This is a genomic window from Bradyrhizobium sp. C9, assembly GCF_002532045.1.
Lineage (GTDB): Bacteria > Pseudomonadota > Alphaproteobacteria > Rhizobiales > Xanthobacteraceae > Bradyrhizobium.
Window position 1 is genome coordinate 84255 of sequence record NZ_NWTG01000007.1, and the last position, 24464, is coordinate 108718.

Here is a 24464-nt window from a genome sequence, read left to right on the forward strand (position 1 = left end):
TGAATATCATGATCCAGTACATCGACGTCGACGTCCGTCCGATCCTGCGCGCCGGAGGCGAGCCGTTCTCGGTGATCATGTCGGCGCTGGAGAACCTCGCACCGCGGCAGGGATTGCGCCTTTACGCGACGTTCAAGCCGATTCCTCTGTTCGCGGTGATGCAGAAGAAAGGTTTCGCGCACACCGAACAGGCTCTCGAAGGCGGCGAGTGGGAAGTCCTCTTCACTCCCGCCGAGACGCAGCCCGATGAGCCCGCGGCGGCGGCATCGAACTTCGACAACTGGCCAGACCCCGCCGTCACGCTGGACAACCGAGATCTCGACCCTCCGGAGCCGATGGTCCGGATCCTCGCGGAAGCGGACAAACTCGGGCCCGGCGAGACATTGTCGGCACTGCTGCGCCGGGAGCCGGTGTTCCTGTTTCCGCAACTCGAAAAGCGTGGTTTCCGCTGGCTCGGAGGCTTCACTTCGGACGGCACCGCCTACGAACTGACCGTCCGGGCCCCCTCATGACCAGTGAACTCGTCGACCGCGTGCGCGATGCGCTGCGGGTCGTGATCGATCCGGAACTCGGCGAGAACATCGTCGATCTCGGGTTTGTCTACGACGTCACCGCCGAGGCAGGGGCGGTCCGGATCACGATGACGGCGACGACCCCAGGATGCCCGGCGACCGGTTTCCTGAGGGAAGGGGCACAGGCTGCCGCGTCCGCCGTCTCAGGGGTCGTCTCTGCCGAAGTGACGATGACTTTCGAGCCGGCATGGGATCCATCTCACATCGAACCCGCCGTCCGGGCCTCTCTCGGCTTCGCCGCAGTGAACTGACCGCCATGGCCCTTACCATCGAGATCGATCACGCCAAGACCCGCGCCAAGACCCGTGCCAAGGCCGCAGTCGCCGCCGGTCAGCCGGTCGCGCCCCAGTCCGTCAGGGGTACGATCCGCCGGATCAAGTGGGGCGTCCTGCTCCTGACGTTGTCGATCTACTACGTCACGCCGTTCATCCGTTGGGACCGCGGGCCCAACGCACCGGACCAGGCTGTCCTGCTCGATTTCGCCAATGGCCGCCTTTACGCCTTCTTCGTCGAGATCTGGCCGCAGGACCTCTATCTCGTCACCGGCCTGTTGGTGCTCGCGGCCACCATCCTGATCCTGACCAATGCGCTTGCGGGCCGCCTGTGGTGCGGCTTCGCCTGTCCGCAGACGGTCTGGACCGACCTGTTCCTGCTGGTCGAGCGGCTGATCGAAGGTGATCGCCGCCTGCGCCTGAAGAATAGAGGTGCGCCCGTGACTCCGAAGCGGGCGGCTCAGATCGTCGCGAAGCACGCGGCCTGGCTGCTGATCTCCTTCGCGACCGGTGGTACGCTGATCTTCTACTTCACCGATGCGCCGGGCCTGCTGCGGGGCTTTGCTTCCGGAGAGGTGTCCACGAACGCGTTGACCTGGATCGTCGTCTTCGCCGGCACGACCTACGGCCTGGCCGGCTTCGCGCGCGACCAGGTCTGCACCTTCATGTGTCCGTGGCCCCGGCTGCAGGGCGCGATCTGGGATCCGGAGGCGTACACTGTCAATTATCGCGACTACCGCGGTGAACTGCGGATGTCCGCGAAGAAGGCCGCGGCAGTCCGGCTCGAGGGCAAGCCCGCCGGCGACTGCGTCGATTGCGGCCAGTGCGTCGCCGTCTGTCCGATCGGTATCGACATCCGCGAGGGACCGAACTTCGCATGCATCAACTGCGGGCTCTGCGTCGATGCCTGCGACGGGGTCATGTCCAAACTCGGCCGTGCCCGTGGTCTAATTGACTACGAAAGCTGGAGCAACATCGAGCGAGGCCGTCGGAAGGAGGCGCCGGTCAACCGTCTGGTGCGGCCGAAGACGATCGGCCTGACGGTCGCAAGCCTCGCGCTTGCCGGCATCATCACGGTTGCGTTCGCGACCAAGACCACGGCGATCCTTTCGGTCCAGCACGACCGGGATCCCGTGGCGGTCAAGCTCTCGGACGGCTCGCTGCGTAACGCCTACACGGTGAAGCTTCTGAACAAGTCGTCGGCTCCCCACGCCTACGCGCTGTCCGTCAGCGGCGTCGACGCCAAACTTGCCATCGTGGGCGTCCAGACAGGTTCGTCCGTTGTGATCGGCCCCGAGACTTCCGAAGCGTTGCGGGTCACTTTGACAGGGGCGGCGGACGGTCAGGGCGACGTCGTATTCACAGCCCGGGACGAGACCGATGCCGTCCTTTCGGCAAAGGACAGATTCGTCGATCGATGACCGCGCCTCTCGGCCGATCCGATGAGCGCCGAGTTCGACTACTTCGGAGACCGTAGAAACCCGGATTAGGGCTTTACCGGATTTGCAAGCCCCGTCGTAACGGACCTAAGTCGGTCACCACTTGGAGCATGCGCATGACGACTGTCGAACACTTCGAACCGTACGCCGCCTCCTCCCGGTCAGGTGGGTTCGCGAAGAAGCGTGATGCGATCTCGACGAAGCGCAGCGGCCTGCGTCCTCTGGTTTCGCTGTTTCCCTACGTGGCCCGCTATCGCGGACGCGCGATGCTCGCATTCCTGTCGCTCACGGTCGCAGCGGTCACAACGCTCGCTATCCCGGTGGCGGCACGCCGGATGGTCGATTTCGGCTTCGATCCGGACGGCCTTTCGGCGATCGACGGCTACTTCGCGGCCATGATCGCGGTCGTGGCCGTGCTGGCCTGCGCCAGCGCCTGCCGATACTATTTCGTGGCGACTTTGGGTGAGCGCGTGGTGGCTGACGTCCGGCGGGATGTCTTCGGTCATTTGCTTCGACTGTCGCCTTCTTTCTTCGATCAATCGCGCAGCGGCGATCTCACCTCGCGGCTGACGGCAGACACCACGCAGATCAAGGCGGCGGTCGGCGCATCCGCTTCCGTGGCTTTGCGCAACCTGATCATGCTGCTCGGGGCAATCGTCATGATGATGGTCACAAGCCCGAAGCTTTCCGCAATGGTCCTGCTCGTCATCCCTGCCGTCGTGATCCCCCTGATCGCTTGCGGTCGATGGGTCCGGCGGCTGTCCCGCAACGCTCAGGATACGCTCGCTGATGCAACCGCTTACGCTTCGGAGCTGATCGGCGCGATCAGAACGGTACAGGCCTACAACGGCGCGGCGATCGCGACCGATCGCTTCGGCCGCGAGGTGGACGAAGCCTACGAGGCGTCTCGCGTTTCGACCCGGGCGAGGGCCGTTCTGACCCAGATCGTGATCTTCATCGTGTTTAGCAGTGTTGTGGTCATTCTCTGGGCCGGCTCTCGCGACGTGGCGATGGGAGCGATGAGCGCCGGACGTCTCGGTCAATTCATACTCTACGCGGTCCTGGCTGCGACGAGCCTCGGCCAGCTCAGCGAAGTCTGGGGCGAGGTGTCCGCGGCTTCGGGTGCAGCGGAGCGCCTGTTCGAGATACTTCGCCTCAAGCCCGAGATCGCAGCCCCGAACCGGCCGTTGGACCTGCCGCTGGCCTGTCAGGGAAGCGTGGCGTTCGAAGGCGTCAGCTTCGCCTATCCGGGAAGGCCGGACGTCCGGGTGCTTGACGACGTCGCATTCTCCGTGCGCTCCGGTGAGAAAATCGCCATCGTCGGGTCGTCCGGGGCCGGCAAGAGTACGCTGTTTCACCTTCTCCTGCGGTTCTACGATCCGAGTTCGGGATTGGTCTCGCTCGACGGAGCTGCCGTCCACGAGGCCGACCCCGAAGAAATCCGCTCGCGTATCGCCCTGGTTCCGCAGGATCCGGTCATCTTCGCCGCCTCCGCCCGCGACAACATCCGCTTCGGGCGCCCCTCCGCGACGGATGCTGAGGTAGAGCGCGCCGCCGACCTGGCCTCAGCTTCCGGGTTTCTGGCCATGCTGCCGGAAGGACTTGATACGCGACTAGGCGAACGTGGCGTCATGCTGTCCGGTGGGCAGCGCCAGCGTATCGCCATCGCGCGCGCGATCCTGCGCGATGCCCCCCTTCTGCTCCTCGACGAGGCCACCTCGGCGCTCGATTCCGAGAGCGAGGCCGCGGTCCAGGCCGCGCTCCAGGGGCTCATGAAGGGACGGACCACTCTCGTTATCGCGCACCGTCTTGCTACCGTCCTGTCCTGCGACCGCATTCTGGTGATGGATCGCGGCAGGATCGTCGAACAGGGCACCCATGAGGAGTTGTCTTCGGCCGGCGGTCTTTACGCCCGCCTCGCGCGGTTGCAGTTCGGAACGAGCTGAGCCGACGCTTCGGATGTCGGAGGCCATGAACATCGAAGATGAAGAGCGGGCGCTATATCGAAGCGCGCGCTCGTTCGACCCGAGCGCGTTGTCGTCGTCGTGTTGCGATCTCGATTTTCTAACTACATTGGGCGAACGTCTTCGCGAACTTCGCGCGGCTCGCGGCATGTCGCGCCGCGAGGTCGCCGGCGCCTCGGGAGTGTCTTGCTGAGCATGGACGTGTCGCCGTCAGCCAAGCCTTTGCTTGCCGTACCGGAGATATTGATCCGCGATTGCCCGGAGGGTGTCCGCCGCCTGCAGGCGCGCCCTGGCGGGGAACGGCAGGCTTATTATTTGATAATACTGCAATTTTCGTAGGAAGGACGGAAATCGCGTAAGCCCGGCGGAGCCCTGACCTGTGCCTGTGGAACAGGAGGTCGGTCGTTCGAGCCCACCCAACTCTACCATCCGCACGATCATCCAACGCGACGTCGCAAGGTCAGAACAGCGCCGGATCGCCTATCGTTTTCTTTGATCGCCGTTGGCGTGTCATCACGCCCGCTTGCGCTTCTCCGTTGCTTCACCCACACTCACCGAAACGACGCCTTAACGACACCTTAGTGCCACCTTGGGGGACGCATGGGGACCGCCGGTTCAAGGAGTTTTTCGTTTGCGTTGATATCAGCGATCGCCCTTGCAGCTGTGCTGCTGCCGGGACGAGGTGAGGCCTACACGCCCGATCAGCAGCAGGCCTGTACGCCGGATGCGTTCCGGCTGTGTGGTCCCGAGATTCCCGATGTCGATCGCATCACGGCCTGCATGATCAGGAACAGGGCTCAGCTGTCGCCGGCCTGCCGCGTGTTCTTCCGTGCGGATCCCGAGCCGCGTGAGGCGAGCGAGCGGCGGCCTGCCAAGCGGAAGGTCTCCAAGTCGCACAAGCCGAAGAAGTCCACCCACTGACGTTCGCCCGCCGATCTGGTTCCCATCGTGCGCACGTCAGCGTCTCCCGTTTGGCGCGCTGTCCTGATGCGAGCCGGCGTCCGCTTCGCGCGAAAGCGTCGTGGGTCATGCACGGCAATTTCAAGACCGTCATGCGCGACAGACTGACGCCTTGTGACGCTGTCACGCAGCATCATCTCTGGTGTTGGTGTTGTTTGCCAAATCCGTTTCGCGACGGAACGGATGGAGTGAGGCGCGTGAGCGAATACGACAAGCAAGAGATCGATAGGCACTTCGCCTGGTTCGAAGCCAAGCTTCCGGAAAAGCCGGCGCGCTTCGTCGCGTGGCTGCGCAAGCCGTCGTCGCGCTATGTGCGGATTCCGCTCGCGATCCTGCTGATCATCGGCGGCATCTTCAGCTTCCTGCCGGTGCTCGGGCTCTGGATGCTGCCGCTCGGACTCCTTTTGTTCGCGCAGGATGTCCCGTTCCTGCAGAAACCGACCGCGCAATTGCTCGGCTGGGTCGAGCGCAAGTGGATCGCGCGCCAGCGGGCCAAGACTGCCGAAAAGCGCTAGGCGTGAGTCTTATCAAACGCTTAGCGCTTCCATTTGCGGTTGCGTCATAAGTTGAGTGTGACTCAAAAAGCAGAATGCACCGGTAATCTTGGCCACTTTGCGGATTGCAAGAAGTTTCTTCTTTCGCGAATCAGCATGCTGATTCATTTTCGCCTCCTGGGGTCAATCTGGAGGCCAACGTATGAACGTGATTGTTTTCGCTTCGCGTAAGGGGGGCTCGGGAAAAAGTACCCTGGCTGCTCACCTCGCCGCGCAAGTGCACAAGGCAACGAAGCCGTGTCTGCTGATCGATGCCGATCCGCAGGGCTCGCTGACGCTCTGGCATAAATTGCGCGGCACCAACGAGCCGGCGATCAAGACGGCGGTGAACTCGGTCAGCGGGATCATTGCCCAAGCCAAGCGCGACGGCATCGAATGGGTCTTCATCGACACGCCGCCGAATCTGTCGGCCGTGGTCGACGACTCCATCAAGAACGCGACGATGGTGATTATTCCGGCGCGGCCCGGCGTGTTCGACGTCAACGCGGTGCAGGAAACGATTCAGACCTGCCGTTCGATGCGCAAGCCATATGCCGTCGTGATCAACGGTGCGCCTGCGCAGCGTGACGGCGCCGAAAGCCGCATCGTCGCGATCGCCCGCGAGGCGCTGGCGAAATTCCGCGCACCGGTGTGGAGCGGCCAGATCACCAACCGCGCCGACCTTCTGATGGCGCTCGGCCAGGGTGAAGGCGCCCGCGAATATTATGCTGAAGGCCGCGCTGCTGCCGAGATCAACCGGCTGTGGGCCGCGATCGAACGCTCGATCAAGGCGATCCGTGGCACGGCGTCGGCGTCCGGCGCGATGCACAAGCAGGCGGCGTAACAACGCCGCTTTGGTTCGAACTGGAAAGAAACGCGCGGCACTCGCGCGTTTTTTACGTGCTGAAGCGACGAGGCAATCGCAGATTGCCTCGCTGACTTTGGCGATGACGCGATGGCTGGCGCTACGCCACCATCAGCAGATAGAAAGCGATCACTGGCGCCAGGGTCAGGATCACCGACCAGATGCCGACAGCCCATAGAATATCCTCGGTCGTAAAGCCCGGCTCGGCACCCGGCCTCACGGCAAAAAAACCACTCCTGGAATTCACGACGCCCCCGCGTTGATCTTAAGCGCAATGCGGAGACTGATACGCGAGCGGTTTTAAGATCCCGCCCGGAATTTCGCTGGCATTTTCGCGCGGGTGCTACTTCGGATTAACCACAGCGGGGGCGGCGGGCCGCGTCCGGCGGGAGGCCGAAAGCCTCAATGCATGCTTCCGTCGCGATCGCGGATTGCGCCGAGATGCTCGTTGATCCGGAATACGATCAGTATGAACTCGGCGGCGATGCGCGAGAACACGATGCCGACGAAGACGCTGGCGATCGAGGCGAGCAGCTGGATGAAGCCGACGAACGGGCTGATCGCCATCGCGGTGAGGCTCCACAGGATGCCGGAGATCCCGAACAGCACGATGACCGCGATCACCAGCCAGTAGAACGTCTTGATGATCGTGGGCGTGATGAAACGGTCCCACTGAAACAGATCCTGGAAATCGAACATCATGGTTCTCCCGGCCAGCCGAAATATGATTCGCGTCGCGTGCATCCTACTGCGTCACCCCCGGCGTGATCACTTCGTCGCGGCAGCCCGTGCAGCAGGCGTCCGTCAGAACGAGGCGTCTCGTCGGGCCAATGGTTCGGGGCGGCGCCAAAGCGCCGCCGCACCCAAGGGGATCGATACCGCAGAAGCCCAATCAGTCTCGCCAAAGCCAGGCCCGGGACCGGGCGCCGGCAGTCCAGGGGCGAGCTATGCGAGTGGGCTGGTTGTGATTGCTGCAAATAACGGCCACAATCGGGCTTCCCTCCACCATATCCTCACCCAATGACCACGCTGACCTTCGAAGACTTCAAGCCCGGCCGTTTCGGCACGTTCGGCCCGCGCCATGTTTCGCGCGAGGAAATCCTGGCCTTTGCCGCCGAATTCGACCCGCAGCCAATGCATCTCGACGAGGAGGCGGCGAAGAAATCCATGCTCCGCGGCCTGTCGGGCTCGGGCTGGCACCTCGGCTCGCTGATGATGCGGATGCTGTTCGACGGCTTCATCGGCCGCACCGCCTCGCTGGGCGCGCCCGGGGTCAACGAGATGCGCTGGGTGGCGCCGCTGCGTCCGGGCGACGATTTGACGCTGGATGTCGACGTCATTGAGGCGCGCGTCTCGAAGAGCCGGCCCGAGACCGGCATCGTCACCTTCAAGAGCACGATCCGCAACGCGCGCGGCGAGATGCTGTGCGAGATGGAGGCGCCGATCATGATCAGCCGCCGTGACGTTTTGAGCGCATAGGAGACATCATGCGCTTTTTTGAAGATATGGAGATCGGCGCCCAGCGCGCGTTCGGCTCATTTACCTTTACCGCCGAGGACATCAAGCGGTTTGCCGCGCAGTTCGATCCGCAGCGCTTCCATCTCGACGAGGAGGAGGGGCGCAAGTCGCTGTTCGGCGGGCTCGCCGCATCGGGCTGGCATGTCGCCAGCGTCTGCATGAAGCTGCTCGTCGCCGACGGCAAGCGGCTCGCCGCGGAAGCCGCCGCGCGCGGCGAAACGGTCGCGGTCTGGGGACCCTCGCCGGGCTTCCGCGAGCTGCGCTGGATCCGCCCGGTGCTGGCCGGCGACACCATCAGCTTCACCAACCAGGTCGAGACCAAGCGCACGTCCGAGAAGCGGCCGGAATGGGGCATCATTCAAGCCCGCAATACCGGCGTCAATCAGCGCAATGAGGTGGTATTCTCGTTCCTCGCGACCGCCTTCGTGCCGCGCCGGAATCCGGGTTCCTGATGTTGCTCCCGCGCCTCTGATGTTGCACGGACGCCATGGTCGGCAGCTACTTCTGCTGCCGACGTAGTTGTGCGTTGCGTGGAACCGATTTTTTGCTAACGCATTTTGAACCTTTGTCCCTGCCTATGGTTTGCGGGCACGGACATCTGGGCAAGCACTACTGGGGATACCATGGCAGATCGTAGCGCGCTGAAACTCGTCGGAATCATCTTCGCGACGGTCACGGTTGTCGTGATGCTGGCTACCGGAATGGTCGTGAAGGGCTTTGCCGACGGCAATTATTCCTTCGAGACCACCGCGAGCATCGATCGCTGATCGACCGTCTGTGACGTCGGCGCGCGAGGGAGCGCGCATTCGCGCTTTTCAATGTGACCCGTCGGCAGGCTGCGTCACACTTCTCCCGATCCAGACATTAACGATTCCAGATCAGCACCATCACGACGGTCGCGGCTGCCAGGATGCCGAGGAACCGGATCATGATCGTGCCGATGCCCTGCTGCGGCTGGCGCAGCGGTATGGGATCGGCGGCGCTATCCGGCCGGACGCTCTGCATGAATGCTCTCCAAATGGATGCCCGGCTCGGGCGCGGTCCGGACGCGAATTCCGGATTGGGCGCGGGCTCGGCACCCCAAGTTCAAAATCGGCTTCTGCAAGAATTGACGCCGCGCAGTTTACACCGCGCTGAATAACGAATCGTTCAGCGCCCAATCGGTCCGGGCAAAACGAAGCCGCCGCCCCCCGTTCGGGAGGCGGCGGCCATCAGCCCTGAAAACTGATCGGGATCAGCTGTTGCGCAGGCCGTCGGCGGCGCGCTTCCACTGCGAGACGTTGTCGGCGATCATCCGCGTCGACTTCATCGCCGCCTGGCTGAGCTGGGCATAGCCGGAGATCTCGCGCTGGACGCGCTGGCCCTCGGCATGCAGCAGGTCGCGCAGGCTCTCGAGCTCGCCGATCAGCTTCTCGATCTCGGCGAGCGAGGTGCCGGCGACGCGCTGGATCAGCGAGTTGACGTTGCTGACGGTGGCATCGGTATTGGTGTCGGTCGGCGCGGTCTCAGGGCTCGCCACCGGCCGGCGCAGATAGGCGATGTCGTTGCGCACGAAGTCGCGGATACCGGCTTCGACTTCCGAGACCGCAGCAAGGTTGGAATCGACCTCGGAAGTCGTTTCGACTTCGGCTTCCTCGGTACGGTTGGTGGCGTTCATCGGCTTTCCCCTGGTTCGCAATAGCGAAGCGCGGCTTGTCCCCCGCACGACGAATTGATGAAGTTACGGACCTATCAGTGCCGCCGAATTTGACCGCATCTGGGCCAAGTTGGGGCAATGCCTGATCATTAGCGCGACAGGGCTAACAGATCGTTCACCATGAGTGCTTGTAGCCGGCGCCGATGCTCTTGTTGATCGTGCCCTGGGCGGTCTCGCCGACCGAGCCGGAGACGGTGACGCCGTCGAACAGCTTCTGCTCGGCGCCGACCCGGCGCAGCCACCTGTCCTCGGCGGTCGACAGCGTCTGGCCGGCGGTGATGCTGGTGCCGGTGTCGGTCACGGACAGGCGTGCCGACTGATCGGTGTCGTAGCTGCGCGACGGATGGCCGTCGACGCCGGGCACCGGGACCACACCCTGCTGGATCAAATTGTAGCCGCTCTGCAAGGTCAGCGAATACTGCTCCGACAGCGGCACCGATTTGCTGAGCGAGGTGCCGATCTTGCTCTGGTCGGCGCCCGGATCGACCCGCGCCTCGACCGAGGTCTTGTCCCAGATCGAAGCCACGCCGCCCGCCGAGATCGACGCCCAGGCCGAGCCGCCGGATTGCGGCAGGCTGCCGCCATTGGCGAGCCGCTCCGACAATTGCTCCGACGTCGTCATCGTGCCCTGCTTGGCGACCGTCATGTCGGCGCCGATGCGGGTGTCGAGGAACGGCGAGATCGACTGCTTGACCGACACCGCCGACGAGCCGTTGGCGTTGTTGTTGGTCGACCACGACGGATCGTTGCCGGCGACGCTGCCGCGTTTGGCCGCGCTCTTCGGTGCCAACGTGGGCAGGCTGGTGGAGTCGGTGTCGAGCTGGCTCCAGTCGAGCTTGCTCTGGTCGATGTCCTTCAGGATGTCGGCGTCATTGGCGTCGGGGGTCGGCGGCGCCTCGTCGGCCGCAGCGTCGGCGTCATCGGCGGGGGTGCCGTTTGCTGCGTCCTTCGCGATTTCCGGGGCGGCGGGCGCGACCGGCCATGGTGAGGTCTGCGCCGTGGCCGAAAGTGCTATCGCTACGCTGAAGCCGGCCGCCAGCACCGGCAGCCTTGTCCAGCCAAATCGTGATGTAGAAGTCATTCCCAGCCCGCAAATTCCAGCGCCGCAACATGCGGTTTTCTTGGCGCAAAATTGTGGCAGCGGCGCTGTGAAGGCAACTGATCAAGGCGTGATCGTCATGTCCGGGACGAACGCTTGGCGCGTTGCGCATCGCGCCGCCCGGGGCGCGGCCGCTCGGGGCTGGCAAAACAGGCCGCAGTTGCCGGGGCGCCTTGGCGCCAAGGCGCGGCCCCGGACATGACGAAGGCGTGAAATCGTGGGCCCGTCAGACCGCGATGCGCGGCAGATGGATCGGGTACCCGACGGTCTGCTCGACCAGATCGAAACTGTCGACCAGCACGCGGAAGCTCGTGAGCTTGCCGGACTTGAATTGCGCGAAATGCGCGATCCTGACCGAGATCGGCTTGTTGGAATCCAATGCCGTCAGCGAATAGCGCAGCATCGAGGCCGCGGAATCCGCGCCCAGCATGATGGATTCCCGATCGAAGCGGTGGATCCTCAGGTTCTCGCCGATCTGCCTGATCACCTCGAGCACGGCGGCCTTGCCGCGGCGCGAGCCGAAGAAGGAAAACAGGTCGATCGGCCCGTAGATGGCCCATTCGACCTCGTCATCGAGCAGCGGCTCGATGTCTGCAAGCTGGCGTTCGTTGATCGCGCGATGCAATGCGCGCGAAAAACGCCAGAGGCTGTGCTCTGTCATTTTGGTCTCGTCCTGAAACTGGATTGTCAAAGCAAACGAATGGCAGGCGGTCAGCGCCGACGCCCTGCCAGGTTGCTGCACGTCACTATTACGGCCTCAAATAGTGCGGAACGGCCAAAACGCAAATGACTTTTTTGCAATGCACAATTGCGTCGGTCCTGACCGGAATGTGACCGCCCGCCCGCTTGTCACCGCAATTCAGCGGTCGCGCTGTCGCAGCGGCTGCCGCTCGATCACGATCTCGGCGTCGCGGATCGCCACCACCGCAAACAGCAGCGCGCCGCCGATGCCACCGATCGCGGCGCCGAGCGGCATGAAGGTGAAAAACACCAGCGTTCCGCTGTCGAGACCTGAGGTTTTGGCCAGTCCGATCCAGGTGAGCCCGGCTCCGATGCCGAGAGCGGCGCCGCCAAGGGCGCCCAGTGCAAGGCCAAGCACAGCGAGCAATGCGACTTTCATGGTGATTTCAGCCCCGACCGCAACAAGCCCAGTGATAGGTCAGCGCCGGGGCTTTTGAGGTTCAACGCTGGCGGGGACGAATTTGTGGGGCGGGGGCGCCCGCATGCATTGCCCAGGTTTCCGGGGAGCTAGTCCGTGCTTTGCCCGGTCAGCGCCGCCGCGACATCACGCTCCAGCACCTGCTGGACGAGGTCGAACGTGTCGATGATCTCGCGGATCTCGGTGATCTTGCCGTCGCGCAGCGTATAGAACACCGCGACGTCGAACTGCACGACGCGGGCGTTGTTGCGCTTGCGGAAGAACACCCGCAGCTGGGCCGCGACCTTGTCGCCCTCGGCCACCACCACCGGCGCCTCGTAGCGCATGTCGGAATAGCGCTCGTGGATCGTGGTCCACATCTGGCGCAGCGCGGCCTTGCCGCGGTGCTGGCCCATATGCGGAAGAATGTCGATCGGGGCGTTGGCCAGAAACGCAACGTCGTCGCTGCAGCGATCCAGCGCGCCCTCGATGCCGCCGGCATAATAGACGTCGAGGAAGTTCAAGATGCGTTGCCGGTTCAAATCCTCGCCCATGTTCGACTCCGCCGGTTCAGTCCGACTCGCCTTTGACTGGCCCTGGCCCGCATTGTGAACCGAAGCGATCCACTCTCAAACATATGTTTTGACGCACGAGACGCGATTAGGTTCGGCAACCGGAACGTGCAGCCCGGGCGGGCTGCCAAAATATCGAAAACAACCCCATGCAAAGTACGGCAGGTTGCCGCGAATTAATGAAACCTCCTTGCGCGCCTCTCGATTGGTCCAGTACGGGCGACGCATCCGCGATCAGGAGAACTTCATGAAAAACACCATACCCCTTGCGGTTGCCGCGCTGCTGGCCTTGTCCGGCGTGAGTGCCGCAGCCGCCCGGGACATGTCGGGCCATGCCGGCAACAAGATGTCCGCCGCCAGCGACACGCTCCAGCTCACTGACGCCCAGCAGAAATCGATCTGGAATGACGTCAGCCGTCACGCCTCGAGCCAGACCGCGCCGACCGGCTTCAACGCTGCACTCGGCGCCGCCGTGCCATCGGATGTGAGCACCTATCCATTGCCGCGCCAGGCCCGCCGCGACGTGCCGGCGGTGCGGCCTTATCGCTATGCCATGATGCAGGACAAGCTGCTGATCGTGAATCCGTCGGATCACAAGATCGCCGACATCGTCTCCAAATAGCCGATCAACAGCGCAGGCCGCGCGACGGTGAGCCGGCGGCTGGCGCCGGCCATAGGCCTTGAGCTCCTCCGGGGCCGGCCGGCGCGATCGTGCCGGCTCGCTGTCGCGGTGCGCTTGATCATTCCGCTGGCGCGGCCTTGCCGGTCACGAGATCGATCGTGAACCGCTTCGTCTTCTCGGAGCCCGGCGGCACGAAGGCCTCGCCGGGCAGCAGGTCGTGATACAGCTCCTTCGGCTTGGGAAAGCCTTCGCCGCAGGCGGTGCGGATGGTCGCATCGTCGGCATAGTCGACGTCGACCGCGACGGTGTTGCGCCGCGGGCCCGCGGCAAGGTTGGAGAGGCCGAAGTATTTCGCCCCCTCGTTGCACATCACGACATTGGAGCCGTAGGCGCTGACCGCATCCTCGGCCCTGAGCAGGAAGTCGGGCGCGATCTCGATCCGCTTGCCGGGCTTTTTGGAAAATTCCATCCGCGCCACCGCGCTCTCGAGAATGCCCTGGCCCATGTGGCCGACCGTGCAGACCAGCACATCCTGCTGCTCGTCCTTCGGCACGACGATGCAATCATGGCCCTGCGCGCCGGGCAGGAAGCGGATGAAGCGATTGGCCTTGCCGTCCTGCTCGAACAGCGCGACGCCGCCGAAATCGGTCGCGTGCGGCTCGCATTCGCTTTCATAGTTGACGACGAGCAGCGGATTGCCGGCGGTGAGGAAGCGACCGGCGTAATGCTCATCGGTCAGCTTGACGTCGCAGGCGCGGCCTCCAGCGCCCGGATAGGATTTTGCCCGCGTGCAGCTCGATCCCTTGATGTTGGTGCTGGCACAGAATGTCTCGAGCAATGCGCGGTCACCGTCCCGTGCGCGCGCCGGGCTGGCGACGAACGGCACGCCAATCGCCGGAGCGAGAAGGGCCAAGACGAATGCCGAGAGGAGGGCAATATGTGATGTCTGCATGATCTTCAAATCGCTGTCCGCAATGCGGCGGCATTTAGAGCATGATCGTGACGGGCGCGCAGCGAATTTCTACGGCGACGTGGCGGGAACCGGCAACGCCGCTTGGCCGTTAATGCCTTGAGAATTCCATTGGAGCCGTATCATGAAATCGATTCTTCTCGCTTGCGCCATTGCCGTCAGTGCGATTGCCGCCACCTCGCCCGCCGACGCCAAGGGCTGCATCAAGGGCGCGGTCGTCGGTGGCGTCGCCGGTCACTATGCCGGCCATCACGGCGTGCTCGGCGCCGCCGCCGGATGCCTCTACGGCCGCCATCACGCCAAGGAGCAGGAACGCCAGCGCCAACAGCAACAGGCGCAGCCCGCGCAGCAGGACAAGCTGTAAAGGCGAGTTGTGAGGTGTCCGGAACGCCGCCCGCACGGGCGGCGTTGTCTCCTTGCGTAACGGAGACCATGATGACGAAGCCGCTGAACAAGACCATCCAGCCCGTTCCCGAAGACAACCGGAGCCACAAGGGCCCCGGCAGCGCCCCCGGCGTTCCCCTCGACACCACCAAGGGCCACCGCGACGACGAGAAGCACAACATCCGCGAGCAGGCCGCACACGGCAATCTGATCCAGAACACCAGCAACAAGCGGTCGGGGTAGGGTACGAGATCGGGTCAGGGCAGGGCGCGGCGTCGCCGCATATTCCGCCGTCGTCCCGGCGAAGGCCGGGACCCATAACCACAGGGTCGTGTTGTTGAAGGGGGCTGGAGCCCCAGCGTCGCACAACAATAGGCAGTCGGGGTAATGGGTCCCGGCCTTCGCCGGGACGACGTGGGTGAGATCCCGCTTCACACATCGACAGACCTCTAGGCCGCGCCTCCGCTTCGCGCGTGACCCGCATCACGTCATGCATCGTCCCGCCCGGCTAGCGTGGCGGCATCGGATCACCCGATGGAGAAGGGATCGCCGCCATGAACGCCATCGCTGCACCGAAATCGCCTGCGCAGAACCGGCTCGAAGGCTTTGCGCTCACCGCCATCCTGCAGGGGCTGCCGACCTTCGCCGCCGCCGTGCTGATGCTGAAGATGGTCGGCGCGCCGGAAATCGTCGGCGAGCGCTACGGCGCCGCGATCTACGTCGTACTGGCGTCGCTGGTCTACGCCGCGCTCACGCCGTGGCTTGCCGCCAAATTCCCGCAACGCTTCGTGCACATCCACGCGCCGACGTTCTTCGATGCGAGCCTCACCTTCCCCGACAAGATCGCGCAATGGCGCAGCCAGCCGGGCGTCTCGCTGCAGCTGATGACCACGACCATCATGATGTCGCTGCTGGCGGTCGCGGTCGTCAGCGTGGGCTGAGCTTGCGCTTCGCCGCCGATCGGCCTTATCTGCGCGCATGCAGATCAGGGACGAACGCGACGAAGACGCCGCCGCGATCAGCCGCATCACGACGGCGGCATTCGCCGGCGCGCCATACAGCAGCGGCACCGAAGCCCGCATCGTCGAGGCGTTGCGCCAGGCCGGCGCGCTGACGCTTTCGCTGGTGGCGACGTCCGACGACGGAGAGATCGTCGGCCATGTCGCGTTCTCGCCGGTGGAGATCGATCGCACGCCCAGCCGCTGGTACGGCCTCGGCCCGGTCTCGGTCTCGCCCGACCTGCAACGCCAGGGCATCGGTGGTGCATTGATCCGCGAGGGACTGGCGCGCCTCGCGGCCCTGAATGCCGACGGCTGCGTGCTGCTCGGCGATCCCGCCTATTACAGCCGCTTCGGCTACGTCAGCGATCCCGCGCTGACCTACGGCGGCGAGCCGAGCCCGCATTTTCAGCGGCTGGTGCTGACGGGCGAGCCGCCGAAGGGGGATGTCAATTACCATCCGGCGTTCGATGTCGCGTGATCTGATGCCGTTGCGCCGGCCTCCGTTTCCATGACAAGCCCCGTCGTGATAACAACCCGTATCGGCAGTAGCCCGTGGCTTCAGCGAGAGCCATCGTCCGGGGCATGGATGTCATTCGCGGACTTACACCTTCTGAAGCTGTTCTGGGGCAAGATCTTCGCGGCGATCTTTCTTGGGCTCGTGCTGCTGTTCGCGAAGAACGCGATCTGGGCGCGCGGCATCAAGTACAACTGGTTTGCCGTCGCAGCGTCGTTTCTGGCGATCGGCTTCGCGATCTATGTCGTGTTCTTCGTTCAGCCGTAGCGCTCGCCGGCCATGCGATAGCGCTTCAACCGAACTGCATCTCCTGAACCCACGCCGGCGCCGCGCCAAAATCGCTAAATCTCACCCAGTTCGGCCTCACGCGGACATAGCCGATGTTCGGCCACGCCTCGCGATCCGGTCCGTCGGGCCATGCCGCGAAATAGACCTGCTTGCAGGCGGCGAGCTCCGCGCCGGTCGGGAAGTCGGCGATGCCCTCGAGTTGCGCGGTCTGCTCGGCGTCCCAGCCGACCACAAGTGCCGCGCGGGGATCGGCGCAGAGGTTCTGGTATTTGCGCGAGGTGGTCAGCGTATCGAAGATGATTTCGAGATCATCGCTGACCGCGATGCCGACGACCGCGGCCTGCGGCGCGCCGTCGTGGACCGTGCTGATCACCGCGAGCCGATGCATCCGCAGGAAGGCGAGAAGCTCGGCACGCGTCATGCTCTACCTTTTCTTCCACCCGCCGCGCTTGCCCGGCGCGCCTCCGCTAGACCGCGGGCTCGGCCCGAACTCCGGACCCGACTGCCGCGAGTCGGTCGGCTGGATGATGCGGCTGGTCGTGCCGAACGGCTTTGCCGGCAGGGCGCCGCCAGGGCGGAAGGGCAGCGATTCCGGGCCGTGCATCTCGTCGAGGTCGGGCTTGTGCACCCGCGAGCCGGACTTACCGCCGCGGCTCGCCTTGATCGAGGTCTGCGCGGTCTTGTTCTTCAGCGCGGTGACCGGCAGGTTGGCGGCATCGCCGTACTTCCTGGTGCCGGCATAGGCGCCGGCCTGCTTCTGCACGTTGCGCTGCTTCGCGGTGGGATCGTCGACCACGGCCATCTCGGTAGCACGCAGCCGCTTGACCTCGTCGCGCAGCCGCGCGGCTTCCTCGAAGTTCAGATCGGCCGCGGCCTCGCGCATCCGTGTTTCGAGATCGCTCAGCACGGCCTCGAAATTGTGTCCGATGCTGATGACATCGTCGGCCATGCCGCCGTCGCCGATCTCGACCAGCACGTGGTCGCGCTCGTAGACCGAGTTGAGGATGTCGCCGATCGACTTCTTCACGCTCTCCGGCGTGATGCCGTTGGCCTCGTTGTACTCGACCTGCTTCTCGCGGCGGCGGTTGGTCTCGGCGATGGCGCGCTCCATCGAGCCGGTCATCTGATCGGCATAGAGGATCACCTTGCCGTCGACGTTGCGCGCGGCGCGGCCGATGGTCTGGATCAACGAGGTCTCGCTGCGCAGAAAACCTTCCTTGTCGGCGTCGAGGATCGCGACCAGCGCGCATTCGGGAATGTCGAGACCCTCGCGCAGCAAATTGATGCCGACCAGCGCGTCGAACGCGCCGAGGCGAAGATCCCTGATGATCTCGATGCGCTCGATGGTGTCGATATCCGAGTGCATGTAGCGGACCCGGATGCCCTGCTCATGCAGATATTCGGTCAGGTCCTCGGCCATGCGCTTGGTCAGCACCGTGATCAGCGAGCGATAGCCGGCCGCTGCGGTGGCGCGGACCTCGCCGACGAGATCGTCGACCTGGGTGCGGGCGGGGCGAATATTGACGGGCGGATCAATCAGGCCGGTCGGGCGGATCACCTGCTCGACGAACACGCCGCCGGCCTCGTTGATCTCCCAGCCGCTCGGCGTCGCCGACACCGCGACCGTCTGCGGCCGCATCATGTCCCATTCCTCGAAGCGGAGCGGGCGGTTGTCCATGCAGGAGGGCAGGCGGAAGCCGTATTCGGCGAGGGTTGCCTTGCGGCGGAAGTCGCCGCGGAACATGGCGCCGATCTGCGGCACGGTGACGTGGCTTTCGTCGGCGAAGATCAGCGCGTTGTCGGGCACATATTCGAACAGCGTCGGCGGCGGCTCGCCGGGGCGGCGGCCGGTCAGATAGCGCGAATAGTTCTCGATGCCGGCGCAGCTGCCGGTCGCTTCCATCATCTCGAGGTCGAAGGTGGTGCGCTGCTCCAGCCGCTGCGCTTCCAGCAGGCGACCCTGGTCGTTGAGCTGGTCGAGCCGCATCTTCAATTCTGATTTGATCGACTTGATCGCCTGCACCAAGGTCGGACGCGGCGTCACATAGTGCGAATTGGCGTACATCTTGATGAATTCGAGCTCGTCCTGCTTGTGGCCGGTGAGCGGGTCGAACTCCTCGATGGTCTCGATGGTGTCGCCGAACAGGTTCACGCGCCAGGCGCGGTCCTCATAGTGCGCCGGGAAGATATCGATCACATCGCCGCGGACCCGGAAGGTGCCGCGGGTGAAATCGGCCTGGGTGCGCTTGTATTGCAGCGCGACCAGGTCGGCGATCAGCTGCCGCTGGTCGATCCGCTCGCCCTTCTTGAGCGCAAAGGTCATCGCGGTATAGGTCTCGACCGAACCGATACCGTAGATGCAGGACACCGAAGCCACGATGATGACGTCGTCGCGCTCGAGCAGCGCGCGCGTCGCCGAATGGCGCATACGGTCGATCTGCTCGTTGATCGAGGAATCCTTCTCGATATAGGTGTCGGTGCGCGGAACGTAGGCTTCCGGCTGGTAGTAATCGTAATAGCTGACGAAATACTCGACCGCGTTGTCGGGGAAGAAGCTCTTGAACTCGCCATAGAGCTGCGCGGCCAGCGTTTTGTTCGGCGCCAGGATCAGCGCCGGGCGCTGCGTCGCCTCGATCACCTTGGCCATCGTGTAGGTCTTGCCCGAGCCGGTGACGCCGAGCAGCACCTGGGTGCGGTCGCTGCGCCCAACGCCTTCGACCAGTTCCGCGATCGCGGTCGGCTGGTCGCCCCGGGGCTCGTAGGACGACTTGATCTCGAACCGTACGCCGCCTTCGGATTTCTCCGGGCGCGGCGGCCGGTGCGGGGTCCACACCCGCATCGAGCCGTCATCCTTGCGGAATTCCGGGCGGCCGTCGCGGATCAGGTTCTCCAGCGCGTCGGCGGTGGCCTTGACCCCGAGCGCCTCCATCTTGCTGCGCGGCGGACGGGCGAGCGCTTCGTCGTCGTCCTCGGCGGTCGGCAGGCCGAGCTGCCGCGCCAGTTCCGGATCGAGCGTCGGAATGGTCGCCGAGGTGCCGTAATTGGCCTGCGGGGCCTCCTCGAGGCCGGACGCGTCGCGCCTGGCGACGTCCTCGCTGGTCCCGCGCGTCGACGCCCGCGCGCGATGCGCGGCGGCCTCGCCACCGGCGCGGCGGTCCCAGGAATTGTCCGGCGGCGGCCGCAAGCCGGTGCCCGAACCCATGCCGGCATCGCCGCGGTTGATCGCGGGATTGAGCAGCTCAGCCAGCGCCGGTCCGATCGGTTGGACCTCGGGCCGGTGTGCCTTGGATTTGGGGGATTTGCCGGGCTTTTTCGGAGTGTTCGGTGTCTTCGCCATGGCCGGAATATGGGACGAGTCCCGCGGCGAGAAAAGGGCAATCGACGGCTGGATCGGCGCACAGGCGAGGCTGCTGACAGCAGGGTGTCAGCAGCCTTGTTAGCAGCCGGCAGGGACGAGCCGCGCCTGAAACGCAGCGGCGGGAGCGCGGGCGAGGGAACCGAAGGTTGTGGAAAATCCAGAGGTGGTTGCGGCATTCCTGCACAACCCTCTCGCGAATCAAGCCGCCGCATGACGTGATCCGCGCGCTGGTTGATTTTTTTCATGACGCTATTCCGGGGGCCAAGATGTTTTTGAAGGCCGCAAGCCGCCTTGTCGCGGCTGCCGTCGCAATAACGATGCTGATCGGCTGCGCTGAAATTGATCGCAGGGGCGGGACCGTCGCAGAAATGGAGGACTACGTCCTCTTCACAGCCCACACCAAGAGTCACCGCCTGTTCCGGTCATATCTGCTGATTGGCGTCCTGCTGGCGGCGGCCAGGCAAGGCGGTCACAACGAGGCTGACGCGGCGGCGATCGAAGGCAATTTGAAATCCGCGCTCGCCGTGGCGTTCGAGGCCTATGATTGCCTCTATCAGGACGCTGCCGGCGCTCCTTCTGGCTGGATCAAGATCGCGACCCAGGTCAACAACGCCAACAGCCCGATCGGCACGTTTGAAGCGGTCAATTTTGTCCCTCCCGCCATCTGCCAGTTCTTTGATGAGAAGATGGCGCGGCTTGACTACGCGCTGTACCGCCTGGCGCTGAGTTCGCTCTTCAACGAGAAAACCAGTGTGCAACTCGCATCCATCCGCGACAAGCTGGTTGGTGAAGTGCCGGTCCTGTCCGCATCGGCGAAGGCAGCCATCTTCGGGGCGAGGGCGGTCAATCAAGCGACCACGATCGTCGACGATCTCCTCAACCTCAGCTTTTCAAGTCTCGGACCGGTGCTTACGCTGCTGCCGCTCTATCGCGATTCCCTTGAAATGAACATGTGGGTCATCGTCGACACGCTGACGCGATCTTGCGTGGATCCCAATCCGTTGCCGAAGGACACCGTCCTGCTCGAGGATGGAACGCCCGCACCAAGCTTCGCTCTGGACTGTCAAACCAAGGCTTACGCGTCCTACATCCTGAATTACGGTAACGGTGACCTGCGCACCTGGCGCAGCTTCGTGTTTCACATGAACTACGTCGGAATGGGGATCGAGGCCTATGCACCGCACTTTGTGCTGGTTTCGCGCTTGATCTGGCGGTCTTGCAGCAATCTTCTCAAGCAGTCGGATTGTACCGACGTGTTGACCAAGGCTGTCGCGCAGGCCGCTGGAGAAGCGATGCTCGTGAAGGTGAATGAGGGAAATCGCGTCTACAGCGCATCGGTGCGAATTCCGTCGCAGGTTGCACGACGGGCACCTGCGGCGCCGACCGAGACGTCCGGAGCTCCAAAGGTGATCGCTGCTCCGCCGCGCGAGCCGGAATCGACTGGCTCAGTCGGTCAGCCGAATGCCGCACCTGCTCGCTAATATCACGGTCGGACGGCTGGCGTGGGCCAGATCGCTCGGCAAAGCGATGCGCAGCAATTCGGCCTCTCAGGCGCGCGGCAGGTCGACGATGTCGAGATGGATCCCGCCGCAGCCGTCGCAGCGCATGGTCCAGTATTCGGCGGCGCGGCCGGGAATGACGCGCAGCAGCGAGAGTTGGGCGGCGCATTCCGGGCAGCTGGTTCTGACCTGCGCCGGCCAGACCGGATCCGGCTCGCATTGCGGGACGATTGCGACCACGACGTTGCCGGTCACGCCGACGGCATTGTCATGCCATACCGTTGTGGGAACCGGTCGATAGTCCGCTTCGCGTCGTCGATCGCCGCATCCGGATCGGACCACGCAAAGCCGATGTCGAGCATCGGAAACGGCATGCCATCGATGACGACCGGCCTTTGATCGACCCGTTGAATCCTGGCGTGCCATTGCCCCTTCCCCACCTCGAAAGATTTGATCTCAAAACCGCTGTAAATCATCGCGACCTCGGGATGCCCCTTCTCATAGGAAGCACGGGCGCAAGGCGCCCTATGTGAACCAGATCACAAGTCGCGCGGTTTATTTCCGACGGGCAAAGGAGTTCCAGCTTTTTGTTTTGGCATGGCTTCTTCAGGCAAACCGCACCAACGCGCTAATCAGGCGCGGCGGGCCGCGATGTGATCGGCGAGCACGGCCGCGTCGTCGCCGACCCCCGACAGGAACGAGGATTTCATCTTCGACAGCCATTGCAGGCCGAGAAAATACAGGCCCGGCACCTCGGAGACGCCGTGGCGGTGTCGTGGTGCTCCATTGCCGTCCAACACCGGTATCTCGATCCAGTTCAGATCGAGGCCGTAGCCGGTGGCCCAGATCACGCCGCTGATCCGCTCCGTGCCGAGGTCGATGGTGCGTAGCGGCGCGGTGAGGCACGCCGGATCGGGCAGGCCGACGCGCGCCAAGGGATCGCCGGGATGATCGAGGCCGCGCGCCGCGACGAAGTCATCGACGATCCCGAGGAACGTCGCGTAGTAGGCATCGCCATTGGCGATGTTGGTGGCGAGATCGGGCGCGATCTCGAGCACGCCGTCGCGCGCCGCCGTCACGCGGCCGAGCAGCGTCACGCCATCGGCGGCGAAGCGGCGGAAATCGATGGTGTGACCGCCATGGGCGCCGGAGATCACCGGCAGCAGCCGCGACGGGCCGCGCTGCTCGACCGGCGTCTCGTCGACGCCCATCTCGGCCAGCCACCAGAACAGGTCGCGGCCGCGATAGCGGCGCGGCAGGCGGTTGTGACGTCCGACCGAGAGGAAGACATGGCGGCCGGCGCGCACCAGCTCGTCGGTGATCTGCGCGCCCGAGGCGCCGGCGCCGATCACCAGCACCGCGCCATCAGGCAATTGCGCGGGATTCTTGTAATCGCTGGCATGGACCTGAAACAGGCCGGGATGATCGCGCAGCACATCGGGCCGCAGCGGCCGCTGATACGGGCCGGTGGCGACGACGACGTTGCGTGCGGCGATGCGGGCGCCGGCGATCTCGGCAAGGAAGCCGCCGGCGTCGCGGCGCAGTTTTGTCACATCGACACCGCAGCGGATCGGCGGCGCGACGAAGGCGGCGTAATCCTCGATGAAGGCGATGATGGATGCGGTGTCCGAAAAGCCGTCGGGATCGCTGTGCGGATACGCAAACTCCGGCAGCCGCACCGACCAGTTGGGAAACTGGAACATCAATCCGTCCCAGCGCTCGCTGCGCCAGCGCTCGGCGATCCGCCGCCGCTCCAGCACCAGATGGGCGATGCCGCGCTGCTTCAGCCGATGGCTCATGGTGAGCCCGGCCTGGCCGCCGCCGATCACCAGCGTGTCGATGGTCTCCTCACGCATTGCGCGCTCCCTTGCGGCGCGCGGCCGGTTCCGCGGCGGCACGGATGATCCAGCGCCGGAATGCGGCGAAATCGCGCTGCTCGGCGTGGAAGCCGCGATAGACCAGATACCAGCGCATGCCCTTCGGCACGCTGAGCGCAAACGGCGCCACCAGCCGGCCGGCGGCGAGATCGTCATCGATATAGGGCCGGATGCCCATCGCGATCCCGAGCCCGTCGCTGGCTGCCTGCAGCGCCTGGCCGTAGAACTGGAATTCCGGCCCACGCGCCGTCACGCGGGGCACGCCCGCAGCCTTCAGCCAGGACGGCCAGTCGTCGGGCGAATGCGCGACGCGGATCAGGCTCGGTCCCTTGAGGTCGGCAGGACGCTTCAGGGTGTTGGCGAGCCGCGCGGTGCACACCGGCATCAGGTCGGCGGCGAACAGCGGCTCGGCGACGAGGCCGGGCCACTCGCCGTCGCCGAGCTGGATGCCGCAGCTCCAGTCGTCGGCGAACGGCACCGCCATGCCGCCGGTGGTGATCCGCACCTCGATGTCGGGCTCCGCTTTGCGGAACTCGGCGAGGTGCGGGATCATCCATTTCAACGCAAACGTCGGGCCGACGCCGACGGTCAGCACGCGTGCGCTTGCGGACGCCGTCACCTGTGCGGTGAGGCTCGCCAGCGCGTCGAAGATCGGCGTCAGCCCGCCTTGATAGGCGCGGCCGGCCGGTGTGGTGACGAGCCGGTTGGCCTTGCGCTCGAACAGCGCGACGCCGAGCCGCTCTTCCAGGAGATGCACCATCCGGCTGATCGCTGCGGCCGAGACGTTGAGCTCGCTGCCCGCCGCCGCGAAGCTGCCGGTCCGCGCCGCGGCCTCGAATGCCTTGATGCCGTTGAGAAAGAGCAGCCGCCGCATGAACCCTCAGGAAAACTGATGCAAGGGCAAGATAACTCAGTTTGCCGGCAGAGGCCAAGCAGCGCAGAAATACCGGAGACGATTTTGAATCCCTGCTGACCCCGGCGAGGACCAAATGACTGAAAACACCGACGCCCTGGTGCTCGATCTCGTGGAATGGGTTGCGCGCGAGCCGCGGCCCTATGCCGAGGTGCTCGAGGTCTGGCGCACCTCTTGCCCGCGGCTGACGATCTGGGAAGACGCGGTCGACCGCGGCTATGTCGCGCGCCGTCCCTCGGTCGAGGGCATGCGGGTGATGGTGACCGAAACCGGCGAGACTTTTTTGCGCGCGCATGGGCGGATGCATTGATGGTCTATCCGCAAACGCAATCCCGGTGGGGATTCTCTCCGCGAAGCGACCCGCGGCGGCACCCCAACCCCGACCCTCCCCCGCAAGCGGGAGAGGGAGC

32 protein-coding genes are annotated in these 24464 nt (G+C 64.6%); 18 read left to right on the top strand and 14 right to left on the bottom strand.

Features of this window, described 5'->3' with window-relative positions:
• The first annotated feature begins 8 nt into the window (after positions 1 to 8).
• The 7 genes from CO675_RS17195 to CO675_RS17225 all read left to right on the top strand — a co-directional run bounded on the left by CO675_RS17195 (position 9) and on the right by CO675_RS17225 (position 6584).
• A complete protein-coding gene (locus CO675_RS17195) occupies positions 9 to 512 on the top strand; it encodes a DUF2249 domain-containing protein (protein ID WP_097673331.1) in 504 nt (167 codons plus the stop codon).
• The gene (locus CO675_RS17200; protein WP_097673094.1) at positions 509 to 823 is read left to right on the top strand and encodes a metal-sulfur cluster assembly factor; all 315 of its coding nucleotides are present in this window, start codon (positions 509 to 511) and stop codon (positions 821 to 823) included. Before CO675_RS17195 ends, CO675_RS17200 begins: the two co-directional genes overlap by 4 nt.
• Positions 824 to 828: 5 nt before the next feature.
• Positions 829 to 2265 carry a cytochrome c oxidase accessory protein CcoG gene (ccoG, locus tag CO675_RS17205; protein WP_097673095.1) on the top strand — a complete coding sequence of 479 codons (1437 nt, stop codon included), beginning with the start codon at positions 829 to 831 and terminating at the stop codon, positions 2263 to 2265.
• A gap of 134 nt (positions 2266 to 2399) precedes the next feature.
• Positions 2400 to 4229, top strand: coding sequence for an ABC transporter transmembrane domain-containing protein (locus CO675_RS17210; protein ID WP_245452797.1), 1830 nt, complete (start codon positions 2400 to 2402; stop codon positions 4227 to 4229).
• A 618-nt stretch (positions 4230 to 4847) separates the two neighbouring features.
• Positions 4848 to 5168 carry a hypothetical protein gene (locus CO675_RS17215; RefSeq protein ID WP_245452798.1) on the top strand — a complete coding sequence of 107 codons (321 nt, stop codon included), beginning with the start codon at positions 4848 to 4850 and terminating at the stop codon, positions 5166 to 5168.
• A 227-nt stretch (positions 5169 to 5395) separates the two neighbouring features.
• Complete coding sequence (locus CO675_RS17220) at positions 5396 to 5722, top strand: hypothetical protein (RefSeq protein ID WP_097673098.1); 327 nt, start codon at positions 5396 to 5398, stop codon at positions 5720 to 5722.
• Between the two features lie 181 nt (positions 5723 to 5903).
• Positions 5904 to 6584 carry an AAA family ATPase gene (locus tag CO675_RS17225; protein ID WP_021081815.1) on the top strand — a complete coding sequence of 227 codons (681 nt, stop codon included), beginning with the start codon at positions 5904 to 5906 and terminating at the stop codon, positions 6582 to 6584.
• A gap of 423 nt (positions 6585 to 7007) precedes the next feature.
• On the opposite strand, the gene CO675_RS17230 is transcribed toward CO675_RS17225, so the two are convergent.
• Complete coding sequence (locus tag CO675_RS17230) at positions 7008 to 7304, bottom strand: DUF4282 domain-containing protein (protein WP_050404422.1); 297 nt, start codon at positions 7302 to 7304, stop codon at positions 7008 to 7010.
• Between the two features lie 321 nt (positions 7305 to 7625).
• Between CO675_RS17230 and CO675_RS17235 the strand changes: the two genes are divergently transcribed.
• The 3 genes from CO675_RS17235 (at position 7626) to CO675_RS40990 (ending at position 8890) form a co-directional block, all read left to right on the top strand.
• Positions 7626 to 8084, top strand: a complete 459-nt coding sequence (locus CO675_RS17235) for a MaoC family dehydratase (RefSeq protein WP_097673099.1) — start codon at positions 7626 to 7628, stop codon at positions 8082 to 8084.
• Positions 8085 to 8092: 8 nt separating this feature from the next.
• Positions 8093 to 8575 (top strand): MaoC family dehydratase, encoded by a 483-nt coding sequence (locus tag CO675_RS17240; protein ID WP_097673100.1) that lies wholly within the window; start codon positions 8093 to 8095, stop codon positions 8573 to 8575.
• A 171-nt stretch (positions 8576 to 8746) separates the two neighbouring features.
• Complete coding sequence (locus CO675_RS40990; RefSeq protein ID WP_016841369.1) at positions 8747 to 8890, top strand: hypothetical protein; 144 nt, start codon at positions 8747 to 8749, stop codon at positions 8888 to 8890.
• A gap of 97 nt (positions 8891 to 8987) precedes the next feature.
• Here CO675_RS40990 and CO675_RS40995 read toward each other — a convergent pair whose 3' ends face one another.
• The 6 genes from CO675_RS40995 to CO675_RS17265 form a co-directional block, all read right to left on the bottom strand.
• Positions 8988 to 9128 carry a hypothetical protein gene (locus tag CO675_RS40995; RefSeq protein WP_198964634.1) on the bottom strand — a complete coding sequence of 47 codons (141 nt, stop codon included), beginning with the start codon at positions 9126 to 9128 and terminating at the stop codon, positions 8988 to 8990.
• A 229-nt stretch (positions 9129 to 9357) separates the two neighbouring features.
• The gene (locus CO675_RS17245; protein ID WP_097673101.1) at positions 9358 to 9780 is read right to left on the bottom strand and encodes a hypothetical protein; all 423 of its coding nucleotides are present in this window, start codon (positions 9778 to 9780) and stop codon (positions 9358 to 9360) included.
• 154 nt (positions 9781 to 9934) lie between these two features.
• The gene (locus tag CO675_RS17250; RefSeq protein WP_198964635.1) at positions 9935 to 10900 is read right to left on the bottom strand and encodes a hypothetical protein; all 966 of its coding nucleotides are present in this window, start codon (positions 10898 to 10900) and stop codon (positions 9935 to 9937) included.
• Between the two features lie 244 nt (positions 10901 to 11144).
• Entirely contained in the window at positions 11145 to 11579 is a 435-nt protein-coding gene (locus tag CO675_RS17255; protein WP_198964636.1) for a nuclear transport factor 2 family protein, read from the bottom strand.
• A 198-nt stretch (positions 11580 to 11777) separates the two neighbouring features.
• Positions 11778 to 12038 (bottom strand): hypothetical protein, encoded by a 261-nt coding sequence (locus CO675_RS17260; protein ID WP_097673103.1) that lies wholly within the window; start codon positions 12036 to 12038, stop codon positions 11778 to 11780.
• A gap of 128 nt (positions 12039 to 12166) precedes the next feature.
• Positions 12167 to 12610: a nuclear transport factor 2 family protein gene (locus CO675_RS17265; protein ID WP_097673104.1), complete on the bottom strand. Its 444-nt coding sequence runs from the start codon at positions 12608 to 12610 to the stop codon at positions 12167 to 12169.
• A 265-nt stretch (positions 12611 to 12875) separates the two neighbouring features.
• On the opposite strand from CO675_RS17265, the gene CO675_RS17270 reads away from it, so the two are divergent.
• Positions 12876 to 13250, top strand: a complete 375-nt coding sequence (locus tag CO675_RS17270) for a DUF1236 domain-containing protein (RefSeq protein ID WP_143279031.1) — start codon at positions 12876 to 12878, stop codon at positions 13248 to 13250.
• A gap of 118 nt (positions 13251 to 13368) precedes the next feature.
• Here CO675_RS17270 and CO675_RS17275 read toward each other — a convergent pair whose 3' ends face one another.
• Positions 13369 to 14163, bottom strand: coding sequence for a hypothetical protein (locus tag CO675_RS17275; protein WP_143279032.1), 795 nt, complete (start codon positions 14161 to 14163; stop codon positions 13369 to 13371).
• 181 nt (positions 14164 to 14344) lie between these two features.
• On the opposite strand from CO675_RS17275, the gene CO675_RS17280 reads away from it, so the two are divergent.
• The 5 genes from CO675_RS17280 to CO675_RS17300 all read left to right on the top strand — a co-directional run bounded on the left by CO675_RS17280 (position 14345) and on the right by CO675_RS17300 (position 16386).
• Positions 14345 to 14584 (top strand): hypothetical protein, encoded by a 240-nt coding sequence (locus CO675_RS17280; protein WP_097673107.1) that lies wholly within the window; start codon positions 14345 to 14347, stop codon positions 14582 to 14584.
• A 71-nt stretch (positions 14585 to 14655) separates the two neighbouring features.
• Positions 14656 to 14847: a hypothetical protein gene (locus CO675_RS17285; RefSeq protein ID WP_245452799.1), complete on the top strand. Its 192-nt coding sequence runs from the start codon at positions 14656 to 14658 to the stop codon at positions 14845 to 14847.
• Positions 14848 to 15158: 311 nt separating this feature from the next.
• Positions 15159 to 15545 carry a hypothetical protein gene (locus CO675_RS17290; protein WP_097673109.1) on the top strand — a complete coding sequence of 129 codons (387 nt, stop codon included), beginning with the start codon at positions 15159 to 15161 and terminating at the stop codon, positions 15543 to 15545.
• A 37-nt stretch (positions 15546 to 15582) separates the two neighbouring features.
• Positions 15583 to 16083 carry a GNAT family N-acetyltransferase gene (locus CO675_RS17295; RefSeq protein WP_097673110.1) on the top strand — a complete coding sequence of 167 codons (501 nt, stop codon included), beginning with the start codon at positions 15583 to 15585 and terminating at the stop codon, positions 16081 to 16083.
• Positions 16084 to 16191: 108 nt separating this feature from the next.
• Entirely contained in the window at positions 16192 to 16386 is a 195-nt protein-coding gene (locus CO675_RS17300; RefSeq protein WP_097673111.1) for a hypothetical protein, read from the top strand.
• 25 nt (positions 16387 to 16411) lie between these two features.
• On the opposite strand, the gene CO675_RS17305 is transcribed toward CO675_RS17300, so the two are convergent.
• Positions 16412 to 16828, bottom strand: coding sequence for a pyridoxamine 5'-phosphate oxidase family protein (locus tag CO675_RS17305; RefSeq protein WP_097673112.1), 417 nt, complete (start codon positions 16826 to 16828; stop codon positions 16412 to 16414).
• A gap of 3 nt (positions 16829 to 16831) precedes the next feature.
• Positions 16832 to 19744, bottom strand: coding sequence for an excinuclease ABC subunit UvrB (gene uvrB, locus CO675_RS17310; protein WP_097673113.1), 2913 nt, complete (start codon positions 19742 to 19744; stop codon positions 16832 to 16834).
• 167 nt (positions 19745 to 19911) lie between these two features.
• Here uvrB and CO675_RS17315 point away from each other — a divergent pair, with 167 nt between their 5' ends.
• A complete protein-coding gene (locus CO675_RS17315; protein WP_143279033.1) occupies positions 19912 to 21246 on the top strand; it encodes a hypothetical protein in 1335 nt (444 codons plus the stop codon).
• Positions 21247 to 21312: 66 nt separating this feature from the next.
• Here the strand turns inward: CO675_RS17315 and CO675_RS17320 are convergent, their stop codons facing one another.
• The 4 genes from CO675_RS17320 to CO675_RS17335 form a co-directional block, all read right to left on the bottom strand.
• Positions 21313 to 21519, bottom strand: a complete 207-nt coding sequence (locus CO675_RS17320) for a hypothetical protein (protein WP_502693390.1) — start codon at positions 21517 to 21519, stop codon at positions 21313 to 21315.
• On the bottom strand, positions 21516 to 21740 hold the full coding sequence (locus CO675_RS17325; protein ID WP_097673115.1) for a hypothetical protein: 225 nt from the start codon (positions 21738 to 21740) through the stop codon (positions 21516 to 21518). The genes CO675_RS17320 and CO675_RS17325 overlap by 4 nt, the downstream gene beginning before the upstream one ends.
• Before the next feature lie 156 nt (positions 21741 to 21896).
• Positions 21897 to 23120, bottom strand: coding sequence for an NAD(P)-binding domain-containing protein (locus tag CO675_RS17330; RefSeq protein WP_097673334.1), 1224 nt, complete (start codon positions 23118 to 23120; stop codon positions 21897 to 21899).
• Positions 23113 to 24015, bottom strand: a complete 903-nt coding sequence (locus tag CO675_RS17335) for a LysR substrate-binding domain-containing protein (protein ID WP_097673116.1) — start codon at positions 24013 to 24015, stop codon at positions 23113 to 23115. The genes CO675_RS17330 and CO675_RS17335 overlap by 8 nt, the downstream gene beginning before the upstream one ends.
• Positions 24016 to 24130: 115 nt before the next feature.
• Here CO675_RS17335 and CO675_RS17340 point away from each other — a divergent pair, with 115 nt between their 5' ends.
• Positions 24131 to 24364: a hypothetical protein gene (locus tag CO675_RS17340; RefSeq protein WP_097673117.1), complete on the top strand. Its 234-nt coding sequence runs from the start codon at positions 24131 to 24133 to the stop codon at positions 24362 to 24364.
• Positions 24365 to 24464 lie beyond the last annotated feature (100 nt).

What these genes read in the sequence shown, in the direction of transcription:
- CO675_RS17295 (WP_097673110.1), top strand. Translation starts at nt 15,583, where the DNA reads ATGCAGATCAGGGACGAACGCGACGAAGACGCCGCCGCGATCAGCCGC.
- CO675_RS17330 (WP_097673334.1), bottom strand. Translation starts at nt 23,120, where the DNA reads ATGCGTGAGGAGACCATCGACACGCTGGTGATCGGCGGCGGCCAGGCC.
- uvrB (WP_097673113.1), bottom strand. Translation starts at nt 19,744, where the DNA reads ATGGCGAAGACACCGAACACTCCGAAAAAGCCCGGCAAATCCCCCAAA.
- CO675_RS17265 (WP_097673104.1), bottom strand. Translation starts at nt 12,610, where the DNA reads ATGGGCGAGGATTTGAACCGGCAACGCATCTTGAACTTCCTCGACGTC.
- CO675_RS17210 (WP_245452797.1), top strand. Translation starts at nt 2,400, where the DNA reads ATGACGACTGTCGAACACTTCGAACCGTACGCCGCCTCCTCCCGGTCA.
- CO675_RS17245 (WP_097673101.1), bottom strand. Translation starts at nt 9,780, where the DNA reads ATGAACGCCACCAACCGTACCGAGGAAGCCGAAGTCGAAACGACTTCC.
- CO675_RS17235 (WP_097673099.1), top strand. Translation starts at nt 7,626, where the DNA reads ATGACCACGCTGACCTTCGAAGACTTCAAGCCCGGCCGTTTCGGCACG.
- CO675_RS40990 (WP_016841369.1), top strand. Translation starts at nt 8,747, where the DNA reads ATGGCAGATCGTAGCGCGCTGAAACTCGTCGGAATCATCTTCGCGACG.
- CO675_RS17215 (WP_245452798.1), top strand. Translation starts at nt 4,848, where the DNA reads ATGGGGACCGCCGGTTCAAGGAGTTTTTCGTTTGCGTTGATATCAGCG.
- CO675_RS17255 (WP_198964636.1), bottom strand. Translation starts at nt 11,579, where the DNA reads ATGACAGAGCACAGCCTCTGGCGTTTTTCGCGCGCATTGCATCGCGCG.
- CO675_RS17240 (WP_097673100.1), top strand. Translation starts at nt 8,093, where the DNA reads ATGCGCTTTTTTGAAGATATGGAGATCGGCGCCCAGCGCGCGTTCGGC.
- CO675_RS17230 (WP_050404422.1), bottom strand. Translation starts at nt 7,304, where the DNA reads ATGTTCGATTTCCAGGATCTGTTTCAGTGGGACCGTTTCATCACGCCC.
- CO675_RS17280 (WP_097673107.1), top strand. Translation starts at nt 14,345, where the DNA reads ATGAAATCGATTCTTCTCGCTTGCGCCATTGCCGTCAGTGCGATTGCC.
- CO675_RS17225 (WP_021081815.1), top strand. Translation starts at nt 5,904, where the DNA reads ATGAACGTGATTGTTTTCGCTTCGCGTAAGGGGGGCTCGGGAAAAAGT.
- CO675_RS17340 (WP_097673117.1), top strand. Translation starts at nt 24,131, where the DNA reads ATGACTGAAAACACCGACGCCCTGGTGCTCGATCTCGTGGAATGGGTT.
- CO675_RS17290 (WP_097673109.1), top strand. Translation starts at nt 15,159, where the DNA reads ATGAACGCCATCGCTGCACCGAAATCGCCTGCGCAGAACCGGCTCGAA.
- CO675_RS17200 (WP_097673094.1), top strand. Translation starts at nt 509, where the DNA reads ATGACCAGTGAACTCGTCGACCGCGTGCGCGATGCGCTGCGGGTCGTG.
- CO675_RS17325 (WP_097673115.1), bottom strand. Translation starts at nt 21,740, where the DNA reads ATGATTTACAGCGGTTTTGAGATCAAATCTTTCGAGGTGGGGAAGGGG.
- CO675_RS17270 (WP_143279031.1), top strand. Translation starts at nt 12,876, where the DNA reads ATGAAAAACACCATACCCCTTGCGGTTGCCGCGCTGCTGGCCTTGTCC.
- CO675_RS17250 (WP_198964635.1), bottom strand. Translation starts at nt 10,900, where the DNA reads ATGACTTCTACATCACGATTTGGCTGGACAAGGCTGCCGGTGCTGGCG.
- CO675_RS17300 (WP_097673111.1), top strand. Translation starts at nt 16,192, where the DNA reads ATGTCATTCGCGGACTTACACCTTCTGAAGCTGTTCTGGGGCAAGATC.
- CO675_RS17260 (WP_097673103.1), bottom strand. Translation starts at nt 12,038, where the DNA reads ATGAAAGTCGCATTGCTCGCTGTGCTTGGCCTTGCACTGGGCGCCCTT.
- CO675_RS17305 (WP_097673112.1), bottom strand. Translation starts at nt 16,828, where the DNA reads ATGACGCGTGCCGAGCTTCTCGCCTTCCTGCGGATGCATCGGCTCGCG.
- CO675_RS40995 (WP_198964634.1), bottom strand. Translation starts at nt 9,128, where the DNA reads ATGCAGAGCGTCCGGCCGGATAGCGCCGCCGATCCCATACCGCTGCGC.
- ccoG (WP_097673095.1), top strand. Translation starts at nt 829, where the DNA reads ATGGCCCTTACCATCGAGATCGATCACGCCAAGACCCGCGCCAAGACC.
- CO675_RS17285 (WP_245452799.1), top strand. Translation starts at nt 14,656, where the DNA reads ATGACGAAGCCGCTGAACAAGACCATCCAGCCCGTTCCCGAAGACAAC.
- CO675_RS17335 (WP_097673116.1), bottom strand. Translation starts at nt 24,015, where the DNA reads ATGCGGCGGCTGCTCTTTCTCAACGGCATCAAGGCATTCGAGGCCGCG.
- CO675_RS17195 (WP_097673331.1), top strand. Translation starts at nt 9, where the DNA reads ATGATCCAGTACATCGACGTCGACGTCCGTCCGATCCTGCGCGCCGGA.